The sequence below is a fragment of the Veillonellaceae bacterium genome, from assembly GCA_012523975.1.
Classification (GTDB): domain Bacteria; phylum Bacillota; class Negativicutes; order JAAYSF01; family JAAYSF01; genus JAAYSF01.
The window spans coordinates 1-15,428 of record JAAYSF010000003.1 but is presented as its reverse complement, the minus strand read 5'-3'; the positions used below and the strand labels follow the sequence as shown (position 1 = coordinate 15,428).

The window sequence follows — 15,428 nt, the reverse complement described above, 5'->3', positions numbered from 1 at the left end:
TCGCAATGCTGCGCTACAAAAATACAGAGACATCGAGACACAATAATCTTGGTTAGTATCTGCGTAATTGGAAATTTTAAACATTAAGCCGCATTCCTGAGCGCAAATTTATCTTATTCTGCCAAACTGTGCTAAATCCTGCAAAAATTCAGCTTTCAAAACAAAAAAACCCCCTAAAAAGCGATTGCCGCGCTCCGCTCGCAATGACATACGAGTAATTACAGGGTAGTGTCGTGCGAGGGAGAGACGGCATTTCATGTTTTAGGGAAGCAGCCTAGTTTAATTAAGGTTATTTATTTTGGCTTATTGTCGGCGTGAATTACTATGCGTCCGTTTTCAGAAACTATGTCGCGCACACTGACATTAAAGGGGAGTTTGTTGTTTTCAACCAGCGGTATCTCGGTAATGGCCATTCCGCCGATACTGCCTACCGGCGAGTCATTGAGCAGAAACCGCTCAGTAACAAATTTTATTCTGTGACTGTCGACCGCAATTTTACCCTCAATCGTCACGGTAACGGTTGCAAAGCTGCCAAATGACAGCGCGCTGGTTGCCTGAACCTTTTCCGGGGTAATTCTGACTACAGCGTTCTTGACGCCTTTTACTGACTGATTGAGATAGCGCGCTAGCTCGGCCTCCGAAATAACTGCGGCAACCTTAACGTCGCCTACCGATTTCATGGCAATCAGCCGTTTATTAAACAATGTGCCCATATCAAGCTGAACATCATTTAAGGTGGCCGTAAGCTCGCTGAAAGTAATTTTGTCAGTCCGGGCATTAGCAGCCGACAGGTTTATCTTATCAAAACTGCCGCCCAGCATCAGCAGGGCAGGCCACTTATCGACATCAGCGCTTACATCATCGCTCCCGGTCTGATTGACCATTCCTTGAGCTACTATTTCCGAAATAAGTGCCGGCAGCATAAATTGGGTTGCTACTGCCAACGCCAGAATAACGGCAACTAGATACAACAACCGTTTCGGCATAAGTTAAGCCTCCTCAGGCTATAAACCGTTTTTTAGATAAGCCTCAATGAACATATCAATTCCGCCGTCCATTACGGCCTGAACATTGCCGGTCTCGGCATTTGTCCGGTGGTCCTTAACCATATTATATGGGTGGAACACATACGAGCGAATCTGACTGCCCCACTCAATAGCATGGTATTCGCCGCCAATGTCATTTAGTACCTGTTCTTGTTTCCGACGCTCGAGTTCAAACAGCTTGGCCCGCAAAAAGCGCAAGCATTGTTCACGATTTTGAATCTGCGACCGCTCGCTTTGACATTGAACCACAAGCCCAGTCGGCATATGCGTCATCCGCACCGCCGAATCAGTCTTATTAATATGCTGACCGCCCGCGCCGCTAGCCCGGTAGGTATCGACCTTGACATCGGCCATATTAATATTTATTTCTACAGTGTCATCAATTTCCGGCATTACATCGACAGCGGCAAACGAAGTATGACGGCGGCCGCTGGCGTCGAATGGTGAAATCCGGACAAGACGGTGCACGCCTTTCTCAGCTTTAAGATAGCCATAAGCGTTGTGGCCGACAATCCTGATGGTCGCGCTTTTTACACCGGCCTCATCACCGGCCAGAAAGTCCATCGTCTCAACCGTAAAATTGCTTTTCTCAGCCCAACGCACATACATCCTAAGCAGCATCTGGCACCAATCTTGAGCTTCGGTGCCGCCGGCTCCGGCATGGAGCGTCAAAATTGCCGGATTGGCATCATATTCGCCTGACAGCATAAGTTCGAGTTCAAGATGTTCGATATCTCGGTTAATTTCCTCAAACGCGGCTTTTACCTCGGAATAAACGCTTTCATCATTCTCATCCATGCCCAATTGGCACAGAACAGCCATATCGTCATAGCGTTCACTAATACTGCGGTAACGGTCTACGCTATCCTTGAGCGCCGTAACCTCTTGGGAAATCTTCTGCGCCTCGTCCGGGTTATCCCAGAACCCCGGGGCGGCCATTTGATTTTCTAAATCAGCAATCTTTTCTTCTTTAACGGCTAAGTCAAAGAGAAACCCTGATTTCTTCTAATTTCTGCTCCAGTCTCACAATATCAGGGCGTAAATCTTCTAATAACAAACTATTTCCCTCCAAAACTGCATGTACATGTATTATAAAGATTTGAGATTGCCGCGCTTCGCTCGCAATGACAATTGAGTTGGCTCTATCCTGCGAAGCTGTCATCGCAAGGGACATAGCCCCGCGGCGATCTCGTTCCTTTAGCTATTTATCTCTATTTATTCTTCCCGCAGCATTTCTTGTACTTTTTGCCAGAACCGCACGGGCATTCTTCATTGCGGCCGATGTGGTCCTTATTGACAATCGGCTGATGGGCTTTCTGCTGAGCCTCTTCCTCGCCATGCGAAGCTTGAGCCTGCTGCAGCCGATCTTCCGGCTGGGTCACAATATTTACCCTGAAGATATATTTTACAATATCTTCTTGGATATTATCGATCATCTGCTGGAACATATCATAGGCTTCGATTTTATACTCAATCAGCGGATCACGCTGGCCATAGGCTCTAAGCCCAATGCCCTCGCGCAGCATATCCATTGCATCAAGATGCTCCATCCACTTCGCATCGACAACCTTGAGCATAACAACCTTCTCAAGTTCCCGCATATTATCGGCCCCAAACAGCGCCTCGCGGCTGTTATAGGCCTCTTCAGCCGCCTTGGCGAGCGCCTCGCGGAGTTCATCACGGCTGAGTTTTTCCAACTCCTCTTTATTGAGCATGCCTTCCGGTGCAAAGAAGTCTTCGCAGTATTCAATCAGACCGCTATAATCCCATTCTTCAGGATAGAGCTTTTCATCAGCGTAAAGCTCCATGGCGCGGTCAAGAATTTTTCCGATCATGTGGAAAATGTTTTCCCGCATGTTCTCACCCATGAGGATTTGTCGACGCTGGCCGTATATAACCTCACGCTGTTGGTTCATAACATCGTCAAACTCTAAAACATGTTTCCGGATATCAAAGTTGCGGGCCTCGACCTTTTTCTGGGCCTGTTCGATTGAGCGGGTTACCAGTTTGTGCTCAATCGGCTCATCTTCGTCCATTCCCAGCTTATCCATAATACTGGCAATATTGTCTGAACCGAATAGCCGCATCAAATCATCTTCAAGCGATAGGTAGAAGCGGGTTGAACCAGGGTCGCCCTGACGACCGCTCCGGCCGCGCAGCTGGTTGTCAATTCGGCGGCTCTCATGCCGCTCAGTGCCGATAATATGAAGACCACCCAGTTCGGCTACGCCTTCGCCCAAGACAATGTCAGTACCCCGGCCGGCCATATTGGTGGCAATGGTTACTGCCCCCATCTGTCCGGCACCGGCTACAATCTCGGCCTCCATCTCATGGAATTTCGCATTGAGGACATTATGGGGAATACCCGCACGTTTAAGCGCTGCACTTAATTCTTCCGACTGGACGATAGAGGTAGTACCGACCAGCAGCGGCTGGCCTTTAGCATGGCGTTCAACAATATCTTTAACAACAGCCTTATATTTAGCTTTCTTGGTTTTCAAAATTACATCAGGATTGTCAATCCGCTGAACTTGCTTGTTGGTCGGAATAACAATAACTTCAAGACGATAAATCTTACGGAATTCCTGCTCCTCGGTCTTGGCCGTACCTGTCATGCCAGCCAGCTTGGAGTACATGCGGAAGTAGTTCTGGAAAGTAATTGAGGCCAGTGTTTGGCTTTCGCGCTCAATTTTTACGCCTTCTTTAGCCTCGATGGCCTGATGAAGACCATCGGAGTAGCGGCGGCCGAACATTAGACGACCGGTAAACTCGTCAACGATAACAACTTCGCCGTCTTTTACCACATAATCACGATCACGTTGCATCAATCCCTTGGCTTTCAAGGCTTGCGTGAAGTGATGCGACAGCTCAATATTTTCATGCTCATAAAGATTCTTTACGCCAAGCGCTTGCTCGGCCTTAGCAATACCATGCTCAGTCGGCGCCACAGTATGGGCCTTTTCATCAATGGTATAGTCTTCGCCTTCTTTAAACTTTGCTACAACCTTGGACAAAACATAATAGAGATCGGTTGACTTTTCCCCTGGTCCGGAAATGATGAGCGGTGTACGGGCTTCGTCAATCAAAATGCTGTCAACCTCGTCGACAATAGCGTAATTAAGCTCGCGCTGTACCATTTGGTCGGCATAAATAACCATATTGTCGCGCAGATAGTCAAAACCGAACTCGTTATTGGTACCATAAGTTACATCAGCGGCATAAGCCATTTTGCGTTCAGCAAAATCCAGGCCATGAACAATTAGTCCAACCGATAACCCTAAAAACCGGTATAATTTCCCCATCCATTCGCTGTCGCGGCGGGCCAGATAGTCATTGACGGTAATAACATGGACGCCTTTGCCTGTCAGGGCATTAAGATAAACCGGCAGAGTTGCAACAAGCGTCTTACCTTCACCAGTTCGCATCTCAGCGATATTACCTTCGTGCAGCGTTATGCCGCCCAACATCTGAACATCAAAATGACGCATACCTAATACCCGACGGGAACCTTCACGTACTACTGCGAAGGCCTCCGGCAAAATATCATCAAGCGTTTCACCCTTTTCCAGACGCAGTTTAAATTCCCTGGTCTTAGCGGTCAGCGACGAATCGCTCATACCCTGCATTTCCGGTTCGAGAGCATTAATTCGCTCGACGTGTTTCATCATGCGTTTTATTTCTTTTTCATTATCATCACCAAAAAGTTTTTTAAGAAATTTAAACAACAATCATCAGCTCCTTGCTGTTGGCACTATTAGCCCAATGATAAGCCTATCTTAAAATTTTATCAGACTACGGACTTAAAGTCAAAGATTGCCACACGCCGCTGCGCTCCGTTCGCAATGACAGTGCGGACGTTCAACGTCAATCTAGCTAGCGCCCCCCCTAAATGTCATCGCACCGCTTATGGGATCGACTACTTTTCTATCTGACCATGTGCTGACGCAGTTATTCTCCACTTCAATGTACGGGGAGCCAGTGACGTGGCGATCTCAGATTGTTCACAGCTTAGTATGTCCCGATTTTTTTTGCTTACAAAAGTGTTAAAAACTTGTTATTTTTTTCGCGCGCGGGAATAATAAATAGCTAGAATTGATTTACGGGCGAATGTCTTTCAGCTAAATTGGCAATACTTGTTAATAAATAAAACTATCTTGGGGAGGACCTATGAAACTCGATATGCTGGATATTGTCGGCCAAATAGCTGATATGAAAGAAGTCGATTGCAAGAATACCATGGCCATTGCCGTACTCATTGAGCTTTTAATCGAAAAAGGCTATTTCACCCGTCAGGAATTTGCCCACAAAGCCAGTCAGCTCGAAAACGACACAATGGCCGAAATATTACTGATGCGAAAGTTCGGAAGATAGATAAAAATATCCGGAGCCAATAAGCAGGCTCCGGATATTTTTATCTTCTCTAGAACTCCGGCTCAATCAAGCCGTAGTTTCCATCCTTACGACGATAGACCACATTGACGTCTTCGGTCTCAGCATTGGTGAAAACGTAAAAGTCGTGATTGATAAGATTCATTTGCATAACGGCTTCTTGAACATCCATCGGCTTGACAGCAAAGCGCTTGGTTTTGACGATTTTAAAATCATCGTTCTCGTCTGCCGTCATACCGACGCTTGGCGCCGGCTCGCCTTTAATGAAACCACTGCGCAGCTTGCGCGCTAACTTAGTTTTATATTTCTCAATTTGCCTTTCAAGTTTCTCAATTACCAGGTCGATTGAGGTGTACATATCAGTGGTTGATTCTTCACCTCTAAGCAACATACCATTAACCGGTACTGTTACCTCGACAATGTGACTGCCTTTCTCAACGGTGAGGAGAACGGTGATTTCGCCAAGCGAGTCGAAATACTTAGTGACCTTGCCGACACGCTTTTCTACATAGTCTTTTAATGCTGGTGTGATGTCAATGTTTTTTCCTCTAACTGTTATAGCCATAACTGCACATCCCCCTTCAGCTGTTCTATTTATTATTATTCTCCATAAAGAAAATAATTCCTGTACAAAATTAAAGTTTATTTATGAAATTTTCACAAAAATAAACACTTTATGTAAGAATTTTACTTATTTGGTCACTTGTTTTACAGTACAAGGCTATCAAAAAACCCGGCTAATTAGCCGGGTTTATTTTTAACATTATTATGCTTTAGTTACGTTAGCTGCTTGAGGTCCACGAGCGCCTTCAACGATGTCGAAGTTAACTTCTTGACCTTCAACTAAAGTTTTGAAGCCGTCTTCTTGGATAGCTGAGAAGTGAACGAATACGTCGCCACCGTCTTCTCTTTCGATAAATCCATAACCCTTTTCAGCGCTGAACCATTTAACTTTACCAATCATCCTGAAAATTCCTCCTAAAATAAAACTACAGGTCATACTACTATTTTTAATGACCACGAATCTAAGTATACCACTTCTGGGTATAACTGTCAACGTAATACGGCGTCTTTGGCTGTTAATTTTTTACATTAGAGAATTTTCGATAAAAAGGCTTTGGTCCGTTCTTCCTTAGCTGAACTAAAAATGGCATCCGGCGAACCTTCTTCAACAATCCGGCCTTCGTCCATAAAGATAACTCTGTCGCCTACTTCACGGGCAAAGCCCATTTCGTGGGTAACAACAGCCATGGTCATACCTTCTTTTGCCAACGCCTTCATGACATCAAGCACCTCGTTAATCATCTCAGGATCGAGAGCTGAAGTCGGCTCATCAAACAACATAACCTTAGGCTTCATGGCCAAAGCGCGGGCAATCGCCACCCGCTGCTGCTGTCCGCCGGACAATTGCTCAGGATAAGCATTGGCCTTATCAGTTAGTCCAACCTTGGCAAGAAGATCCATTGCTATCTTCTCAGCGTCAGCCTTTGGCATCTTACGGACCTTTATAGGAGCCAGCATGATGTTTTCAAGTACCGACATATGCGGAAACAAATTAAATCGCTGGAACACCATGCCGACTTCTTCACGCACCTTATTGATATTGGACTCACTCGTCAGCGAGATTCCGTCTACAATAATTTCACCTTCGGTCGGTTCTTCCAGATAATTCATACAGCGCAGCAGCGTACTTTTACCGGAACCGCTAGGCCCGATAATAACGACCACTTCTTTTTCTTTAATATGAGCATTAATGCCCTTTAAAACATGCAGCTTACCAAACTTTTTATGAACATTTTTAATTTCTATCATCGATTTTATACCTCCGCTCCAGATAAGCTACCAAGCGGGAAATAGTCAGCGTCATAACCAGGTAAATTACCGCAACTGTCATCCATATTTCAAACGAACCGTACGTCCGGGCAATTATTAGCTGTCCGCGGCGGGTCAGCTCTTCGAAACCGATTACCGAAACTAAGGATGAATCTTTCAGCATGGCAATAAATTCATTGCCTAGCGGTGGAATAATCCGCTTGAAAGCCTGCGGCAGAATAATAAACCGCATAGTCTGCAACCAAGACATTCCCAGGGAACGACCGGCCTCCATCTGCCCCTTGTCGATAGACTGAATGCCAGCCCGGAAAATTTCGGCTACATAAGCGCCGCTGTTAATACCGCAAGCGGTAATAGCCGCAATAAACGGGTCAATCCGCTGCCCCGAAATAAGCGGCAGGGCAAAATAAATAATAAAAATTTGCACCAACAGCGGTGTTCCGCGGATAAAGTCAACATAAATTGCAGCTATTGACTTAATGATAATATTCGACGACAATCTTGCGATACCAATAAACATACCAATCAAAAGACCAATACCAACGCTAATTGCCGTAATTTGAATGGTAATTCCCGCCCCCATTAGAAGCAAGGGGAGCGATCGGACTATTAGATCAAAATCAAAACTCATGTTTTCCACCCTTAAAAATATTTAGTAACTAATGATGTATATTAATACATATACAAATTATATGCATAGATTTTCATAGTGTCAAGGCATGAAAACTGGTAAAGGCGCGATCTGTAATCGCGCCTCAATTAAGCTTACTTCTTATTGCCAAACCATTTTTGATAAATCTTATCATACTCGCCGTTCTTCTTGAGCTCATCTAAAGCCTTGTTGACTTTGTCGGCAAGTTCTTTATTATTCTTAGCGACAGCCAAGCCGTAATCTTCGGCATTGGCAACCTCACCAACCAGCTTAGCGTCCTTGCCGTCGGTTTGAGCTAAATAGTATTGGTTAACAGGAAGATCGTTTACAACAGCGTCAGCACCGCCGTTTACAAGTTCCATGTAAGCCTCGGAGTTGCTGTTGAACTCACGAACTTGCGCATTTTTTATTTTTTGAGCTTCTTTAGCCGATGTCGTGCCAATTTGCACGGCAATGCGTTTGCCTTCCAGATCTTTAAAGCTGTTTATTGTAGTGTTGTCTTTCTTAACAACAATCGACAATCCGGATTTATAGTAAGGCTGAGAAAAATTAACCTTCTGGGACCGCTCATCAGTAATGCTCATCGCTGATGCAACCATGTCAATCGAACCGGTTTGCAGCGCCGGAATCAGTCCGTCGAAGCCCATGTTCTGAATTTCAACCTGATAACCCATTTGCTTACCGACAGCCTTGGCAAGATCAATGTCAAAACCGGTATATTCTTTAGTTTTTTCATCTTGGAATTCAAACGGCGGGAAAGTAGCCTCAGCTCCTACTCTTAAAACTTTGGACTGAGCCGGCGTTTCCTGTTTACTGCAGCCAGCCAAGCCTAAAGTCAGGACAAAAAAGGCCAAAACTAGCAGTGCTATTGTCTTTTTAGACACTGTAAAACCTCCTATGATTTAAGTTTACATAAATAATTATACAGCTTTTTACATACTCAGCAACCTCGACAATTTCGGCCAATCCAATAAAAAAGAGTGCTATGACATAACATAGCACTCTTTGCTCACTTTTACTGCAGTTTTCAGTATTAGTCTTAGTTTGCCGGTTTAACCCCGAACCATTTTACGTAGATTTTTTCATATTCGCCGTTCTTCTTGAGCTCATCCAAAGCTTTGTTGATTTTCTCGCCAAGCTCAGCATTTTTCTTGGAAGTAGCTAAACCATAATCTTCCGAAGTCAGCGGCTCACCGACAACCTTAGCGTCTTTGCTGCCAGACTGAGCGATGAAGTAATCGTTAACGGGTTTGTCATTGATTACAGCGTCTACGCCGCCAGCTTTAAGTTCCATAAAAGCCTCAGGCGGATTGTTGAATTCGCGGACTTTAGCATTTTTAACCTTGCTAGCTTCTCTAGCGCCGGTTGTACCGATTTGTACGGCAATATTTTTGCCTTCCAGGTCTTTAAAGCTCTTAATGGTATTATTGTCGCTCTTAACAACAATGGTCAGACCCGATTTATAGTAAGGATTGGAGAAGTTAACTTTCTTAGCCCGTTCTTCAGTGATTGTCATACCCGAAGCAATAACGTCGATATTGCCAGCCTCAAGTGCCGGAATCAGACCATCAAAGCCCATGCTTACGATTTCTACCTCATAACCCATTTGCTTGCCGATCGCTCTGATCAAATCCATATCAAAACCAGTGTATTCTTTAGTCTTTTCATCTTGGAACTCAAACGGAGCAAATGCCGTCTCAGAACCAACTCTGATAACCTTCTTCTCCGGCGCAGCTGACTTTTCCGAGCCGCAGCCTGCCAATCCCAATGCCATTACAAACATTCCTAAAACGATAAGTGCAATAATCTTTTTAGACAATCAGATAACCCCCTCGTGTTTGTATAATTTACGTTTATAATTATACAACTAGTCCGTATAAATAATCAAGTCTTTTTATAAAATAAATAAGCCCGGTTTAACCCGGGCGTTGTTCCTAGTCAAGAAACTAATTATCTGCAGCTGTTTGAGCTTGTGCTTCTTCTTGTTCCCGACGAGCATTAAAACAATCACGGCAAAAGATAGGACGATCATTTCGCGGTTTAAAAGGTACTTGAGTCACCACGCCGCATTGAGCGCATACCGCTTCATGCATTTCGCGCTGCGCTGTACGACCCTCGCCGCCCTCACGATTCCGGCGTCTAATATCGCGACATTCGCGGCAGCGTGCAGGTTCGTTTTCGAATCCCTTCTCAGCATAAAATTGCTGTTCACCTACGGTGAAAACGAAATCTTTCCCGCACTCTTTGCATTTCAGAGTTTTGTCCTGGAAAGCCATTAAAGAAATCCCCTCACCTTATGCAGATTAAAAACCCTTGCTTAGCCGACCTGGTCTTTGACCCCACACTCGCCTGCTGGGAGGTTTGCTACTAGGACCTAACCCCTCACTACTACTCCTCTCGGACTACTAATTATTTTATACAACTGCCCGGCAGGGCTTACTTCTAAGCCGCACCATGCTCAAAGCCTACTTTGGGCTTCTTACGTGGATCGTTTCGCCTGCGACTGGCATCGATTTTCAACCACAGACCTAAGCAAATTGGTTCTTAGCTTAAATTATAGAAGCCATACCAGAAAAATGCAAGGAAAAAAAGATTTTTAGGCTTTTACCTATTCAAACTTTCCAATAACAAAAAAAGTCCCACGTGCCTTGAGGATTAAATTACCGTCTTCATCGATTATATCGGCCTCGGCAACCATAGTAGTTCTGCCGGTATGTATCACCTTGCCCACACCTTTAAGACCCATTTGAGGCTTAGCGCCCTTGATAAAGTTCATATTCATATCTAAAGTAACGACCTTGTTGCCGATAGTTGCGCAAGCAATCCCCATTGCGGTATCAGCCAGCGATGCCAATGCCCCGCCATGCGCTAAATTATAGAGATTGGTGTGCTTCTCGGTGTCAACCGGCATGATAAGCTCAGAATAACCTTCTTTCAAATCAGCAATCTTCATCTCTAAGAACTGTACAAACGGGTTGCGGTCGTATATTTCAAGTAAATACTCTTTCTTCATTGAAAACTGCGATGATGACAACTAAAAACCTCCTAGATTCCAGCGAATATCTTTTCAACTTCAACGACAAAACCGCTGAGCAGCGCAGAAGTAACTACCCCCTGCTGCTCAACCCTGGCCGCTAAGCAATATTTCCCTTCAGTTAATACAAATACTTCGACACTTTTTTCTTCGGGATCGACTATCCAATATTCTTTCACACCGTATTTCTCATACGTGCGGAACTTTTCGCGCAGATCGTAATAGGCATTTGAGGGTGAAAGGATTTCGACAATATCTGATGGGTTTTCCCTGGCGCCGGTGTCATAATAAATTCCCCGCCAATCAATTGACAAAGCGTACCTTCCGGCAGCTTAACATAGCCATCATATGTATAAGTCTTCTTAGCTGGAATTAAGTCATAAGCCAAATTGGTCTCTTTAATCATGTCGTCCATTTCCTCCCCTCCGTAATGAAGCTACTTTAAAGTAATTATAAGATTTACTAAATAAAAATGCAATGAAAGCCCCAATTCTATAACCGAAAAAACGCAAAAGGCGCAAAGGATAGAGGGGTTACATACGGTCCAAAAAAATCCCCTCTTGAGAGGGGTGACGGGGTGCGGTGTGTAATCGCCATAATACTTTTATATTCTTATATCCAATAACCGGCCAATCCCATAATAACGCCGATAAACCCCGCAGCAGTCATAAATACCGATGTGAGCACACGACTTCGGCTTACTTATCCCAGTCCGTTTAATAAACTTCACAGCGCTTCCCTGAGCGCGGCAAAATCGAACATATTCACCCACTAGCATATCAGGCCATCCACCATCACGCCTTACCCTTTGCGAGCGAGCAGTCCTAGCAACAGCACTAACACGCTTCTCAATACCTGCATAATAATCCAAGTAACCAACAACATTACCACTATACTTAGAAATAATCATGGCCTACCTCATAAAATATATTTGGTATATTTTATGAAAGGTAGGCCAGGTTATGCCTTTTTGTCACCGCGAGCGCAGCGCACCGATCTCAAATTTTGATTTCAACAAGATTTCTATTTACTTTCGTAGCAATCAGACGTTAACCACAAAAGGCTTATTAAAATAGTAGCCAGCTTGCTTACCCAGTACCGACTTCACAATCTCGTCGAGCATAGGCGCCAGATGTTTATCGCCAAAAATCAGTTTTTTAGCAGTTGAAGTATCGTCTTGCAGCGCAGCCAACAGTTTCTTATCGTCTAATTTCAATTTGCCCGTGTGTTTATCCAAACTCAATCCTAGCTTACGAAAATCATCCGAATCTTTACCGTTTAATAACTCCCGCACTTGATCGAGCAGTTTAGCGCCTTCACCGGTAATATAGGTTGACGATTTAATGATATCATCAAATTTGTTATAAGCTTTAACCAGCTTATCAACGGCGTCACGCGCCAGTACCTGAAAACTGGAACTGTCAGCCTCATCCTTAAGCAATCTACTCAGTAAACCACTTTTCGAAAAAGCCTTCAAGCTAGTTTGCAGCTCCTGTGCCGCCCCATTTAGACCAGTAATCTGTTTATTCACTTGCTGTAGCTTAGCATTGTCCTGAACAGAGTAAGAACTGGCGCTATAATTAGTTATACCAGCAGAACGGGCATAAAACTGAAGCAATGAAGTTGTACCAAGCGAGGTTATTCCTGTCATAAACTATTCACCTTCTCAGCTTTGCCTGTCAAACCGGACACCTACCGGCCTGGAGCCACCAATGTCATAGGCCTGTGATACCGACTGCTGCTGCTTAGCTTGATTTAAGAACAGCCGGAGCTTTTGCATTATTACTTGGTTTTGAGCACGAATGCTAGTCAGAACTTCCCGGCCTTCCGGCGTTTTCTTATAATCGTCGGTGCATTCGTCAATTTTCTGCTGCAAACTTTCTCGCTGCCGCATTATTTCAAAAAATAGGTCATAGTCCTGCTTATCCAAAAACTTGGCCATCTCACGGGTGAGGAACAAATATTCATTCCAGAGCCTTTTTGCCACTTACCTCGCCACCGCCCGATTAGATCGCACCAGTTTCATAGCTTCGACCCATGTATCTCGCATTTCGGTAAGCATATTCTTAGCTTCACTAAGCTGCTGAATATCCTTCTTAATATTGCCTTGAATAAGGCAGTGCTCAATATAGTCGTAAAGAGCCAGCCAAGTTTTAGACATTTCAATCTTCATATCGAGCGTACACATAAACTCACGGACAATATCCTGGGCCCGCAAATTAGCGCTATGAGACTTTTCCTTATCGCCCAGCTCAAGCGCCTTTATACTTTCATTAACAAAACGAATCGCCCCGTTATATAACATTAAAGTTAAGTTTTCCGGAGAAGCAGTCATTATCTGTTGATTCTTATAAGCATTCGCTGTAGTGTTCGCATTCATCTATATATTCCTCCCTAAAAACTAAACTTTTTAACTGCTAAACTGCTGCAAGAGCCACATACTCTGCTGATTCATTCTATTAAGGGCCGCTTCCATAGCATCAAACTGCTTATAGTAGCGGTTTTCAATCTGCGTTAAGCGATCATTCATAGCATAAAGACGATCATCATAGTCTTCAAGCTGTTTCGCTAAACTACTGGTTGTATCAGTTGCATTGGGATAACCGGCAGTATCCTTAATTTTTTTCATCGAGTTATTTAGCTGATCATACAACCGATTGGCTATGCCTTGTTTAGCAGCAGTATCACCGCTATTACCAAAAATTTTTGCTACAATTTCCGGATCTTCCTCAAGGGCTTTTCTCAGCTTAGTCTCATCAACGTATAACTTCCCGCCGTTACTTGCATCACTGGTCAATTTTCCGTCTTCATCAACATACGAACCGGTATTTATGCCGATAGACGACGCTGTTTTGTACTTTCCGGTCAATCCCTCAATAGGATTAGTAAAATTGAGACGGGCAGAAGATACAATCTCCGAAAGCAGCGAATCCCGCCGCAGCATGCCGCTCTTGGCTTTTTCTTCCCAGGCCTTAATATCAGCTTCTTTCATATCGGCCTTCTGAGCATCGGTAAGCGGCATAAAGTCGCGGTATTTGGTTTCGTTTAGTTCGGTATTTAAGGCCGACATGTATGTATTGTAGGTATCGACAAATGCTTTTACGTTTGCAATTGTTTTTTCAATGTCGGCATTAATATTAATGGTGGTAGCCGTTCTTACACCAGTGTTTGGATCTTTATAGCTTTCTGCCTTAAGATTATAAGATACTCCTGAAACTTGAAAGCTGTTTGACTCTCTCTCCAGCTTTACTCCATCAATTTCGACTATTGCATTTTTGCCAGTAAAAACAAGATCACCATCAGAATTAGGGTTTATCTTAAGCTTATCAGTAATAAACTCAAGAGCGTCACTATTACTTCCGGTAAAATCAACTTTAGCCGATTCCCCAGTCTTGTTGCTGTATATGTAGAAACGGTCAAGGGTGGCGTCATAGTTAGCTTTTATATCCGCGCCTGCATTGTTTAAGCCGCTTACTACGTCATATATTGTAGTTTGGTCCGTAATAGTGATATTGACATTTTTGCCGTTTACTACAAAATTCAGCTCAGTATTATCAGCCGCATTATAACCAAACTGATTAACGAGCGTATCTTTTGATGTTCCGGTAGTTATTGAACCGGTACTTGACAGTTTTACACCATCTGCTAACTGCTCTACAATAATCGAATGAGAAACATTAGCCGCATCGGCATTTGCTGTCGCTGAAACTACAGCATCATTTGTTGATGTCACCTGCTTGGGCTGGAGACTGGCTGACTTTCGAAAGTCAAAAATTGTATTGTTCCGTAGGTCCTGCGTCAGCGTATATATCGTGTTATAGTCCTTCTTCTTCCACTCAAGCTGGGTCTTCTGCTGCCAAACTTTATCATAACTAGCCCGACGAGCCTTCATTAAATCCTTGACCATTTGGTCGACGTCAATGCCCGAGCCACTTAGGCCATAGGTACGCATCACCATTTAGAATCACTCCCCATTATCAACTACACCTTTTTATCTAATAATAAACCAACATAATCTCTTATCTTGGCAATGGTATCCAGCATTTCATGCGGTGGAAATTCCTTCAACACCTTATTGTCTCTTGTATCAACTACCCGAACAATGAGACGATTGGTTTTTTCATGTACCGAAAATTGAATATCAGAGTTAACCATCTCAAGAAACTTGTTCATCTCATATGTTAGCTCGCTAAGCTCTCTCTCACTAAGCGGTTTGTTTAAGTCGAACTTAGCTTTTTCCGCCGAACTTCCCTGTTCTGGGTTGCTTTGTTCCACTGCCTTGTTGGCAGCATCGGCCTGTCCCATTTGACTGCTGCTGACAGAATTATAATTTTGCTGAGTGCTTATCTGCTTCAACGCGCTGACTTCCATGTCCAACACCTCAATATAAACATTCTCATATATGTTATCGAAAGAAATTGCCTAGTTCTTTAGACCTAAAATAAAAAAACTGACAAATTTCTTTGTCAGTCAG

Annotated in this window: 18 protein-coding genes and 1 pseudogene; 1 reads left to right on the top strand and 18 read right to left on the bottom strand. The window is 43.9% G+C overall.

What is annotated here, in order from left to right:
• Positions 1-293: 293 nt before the first annotated feature.
• From GX348_00370 to secA, 3 genes are all read right to left on the bottom strand, one after another.
• A complete protein-coding gene (locus GX348_00370; protein NLP40652.1) occupies positions 294-986 on the bottom strand; it encodes a DUF2993 domain-containing protein in 693 nt (230 codons plus the stop codon).
• Positions 987-1,004: 18 nt separating this feature from the next.
• Positions 1,005-2,006, bottom strand: coding sequence for a peptide chain release factor 2 (locus tag GX348_00365; protein NLP40651.1), 1,002 nt, complete (start codon positions 2,004-2,006; stop codon positions 1,005-1,007).
• Between the two features lie 251 nt (positions 2,007-2,257).
• On the bottom strand, positions 2,258-4,771 hold the full coding sequence (secA, locus tag GX348_00360; GenBank protein NLP40650.1) for a preprotein translocase subunit SecA: 2,514 nt from the start codon (positions 4,769-4,771) through the stop codon (positions 2,258-2,260).
• 442 nt (positions 4,772-5,213) lie between these two features.
• On the opposite strand from secA, the gene GX348_00355 reads away from it, so the two are divergent.
• A complete protein-coding gene (locus GX348_00355) occupies positions 5,214-5,417 on the top strand; it encodes a hypothetical protein (protein ID NLP40649.1) in 204 nt (67 codons plus the stop codon).
• Between the two features lie 49 nt (positions 5,418-5,466).
• On the opposite strand, the gene raiA is transcribed toward GX348_00355, so the two are convergent.
• From raiA to GX348_00280, 15 genes and pseudogenes are all read right to left on the bottom strand, one after another.
• Positions 5,467-6,000, bottom strand: coding sequence for a ribosome-associated translation inhibitor RaiA (gene raiA, locus GX348_00350; protein NLP40648.1), 534 nt, complete (start codon positions 5,998-6,000; stop codon positions 5,467-5,469).
• A 201-nt stretch (positions 6,001-6,201) separates the two neighbouring features.
• The gene (locus tag GX348_00345) at positions 6,202-6,399 is read right to left on the bottom strand and encodes a cold-shock protein (protein ID NLP40647.1); all 198 of its coding nucleotides are present in this window, start codon (positions 6,397-6,399) and stop codon (positions 6,202-6,204) included.
• A gap of 128 nt (positions 6,400-6,527) precedes the next feature.
• Complete coding sequence (locus GX348_00340) at positions 6,528-7,247, bottom strand: amino acid ABC transporter ATP-binding protein (GenBank protein NLP40646.1); 720 nt, start codon at positions 7,245-7,247, stop codon at positions 6,528-6,530.
• On the bottom strand, positions 7,234-7,899 hold the full coding sequence (locus GX348_00335; protein ID NLP40645.1) for an amino acid ABC transporter permease: 666 nt from the start codon (positions 7,897-7,899) through the stop codon (positions 7,234-7,236). The genes GX348_00340 and GX348_00335 overlap by 14 nt, the downstream gene beginning before the upstream one ends.
• A gap of 134 nt (positions 7,900-8,033) precedes the next feature.
• A complete protein-coding gene (locus GX348_00330; GenBank protein ID NLP40644.1) occupies positions 8,034-8,804 on the bottom strand; it encodes a basic amino acid ABC transporter substrate-binding protein in 771 nt (256 codons plus the stop codon).
• Between the two features lie 155 nt (positions 8,805-8,959).
• Positions 8,960-9,739 (bottom strand): basic amino acid ABC transporter substrate-binding protein, encoded by a 780-nt coding sequence (locus GX348_00325; GenBank protein ID NLP40643.1) that lies wholly within the window; start codon positions 9,737-9,739, stop codon positions 8,960-8,962.
• A 127-nt stretch (positions 9,740-9,866) separates the two neighbouring features.
• On the bottom strand, positions 9,867-10,196 hold the full coding sequence (locus GX348_00320) for a zinc-binding protein (GenBank protein NLP40642.1): 330 nt from the start codon (positions 10,194-10,196) through the stop codon (positions 9,867-9,869).
• Positions 10,197-10,528: 332 nt separating this feature from the next.
• Positions 10,529-10,933 carry a PaaI family thioesterase gene (locus GX348_00315; protein NLP40641.1) on the bottom strand — a complete coding sequence of 135 codons (405 nt, stop codon included), beginning with the start codon at positions 10,931-10,933 and terminating at the stop codon, positions 10,529-10,531.
• A 32-nt stretch (positions 10,934-10,965) separates the two neighbouring features.
• Positions 10,966-11,360, bottom strand: a pseudogene (locus tag GX348_00310) (Uma2 family endonuclease).
• A 198-nt stretch (positions 11,361-11,558) separates the two neighbouring features.
• The gene (locus tag GX348_00305; GenBank protein NLP40640.1) at positions 11,559-11,864 is read right to left on the bottom strand and encodes a hypothetical protein; all 306 of its coding nucleotides are present in this window, start codon (positions 11,862-11,864) and stop codon (positions 11,559-11,561) included.
• 132 nt (positions 11,865-11,996) lie between these two features.
• Positions 11,997-12,605, bottom strand: coding sequence for a flagellar filament capping protein FliD (gene fliD / locus GX348_00300; protein ID NLP40639.1), 609 nt, complete (start codon positions 12,603-12,605; stop codon positions 11,997-11,999).
• A gap of 15 nt (positions 12,606-12,620) precedes the next feature.
• Positions 12,621-12,941, bottom strand: a complete 321-nt coding sequence (locus GX348_00295; GenBank protein ID NLP40638.1) for a hypothetical protein — start codon at positions 12,939-12,941, stop codon at positions 12,621-12,623.
• Positions 12,942-13,334 (bottom strand): flagellar export chaperone FliS, encoded by a 393-nt coding sequence (fliS, locus tag GX348_00290; GenBank protein ID NLP40637.1) that lies wholly within the window; start codon positions 13,332-13,334, stop codon positions 12,942-12,944.
• Positions 13,335-13,364: 30 nt separating this feature from the next.
• A complete protein-coding gene (fliD, locus tag GX348_00285) occupies positions 13,365-14,912 on the bottom strand; it encodes a flagellar filament capping protein FliD (GenBank protein NLP40636.1) in 1,548 nt (515 codons plus the stop codon).
• Between the two features lie 23 nt (positions 14,913-14,935).
• Complete coding sequence (locus GX348_00280; protein NLP40635.1) at positions 14,936-15,325, bottom strand: flagellar protein FlaG; 390 nt, start codon at positions 15,323-15,325, stop codon at positions 14,936-14,938.
• Positions 15,326-15,428: the final 103 nt, after the last annotated feature.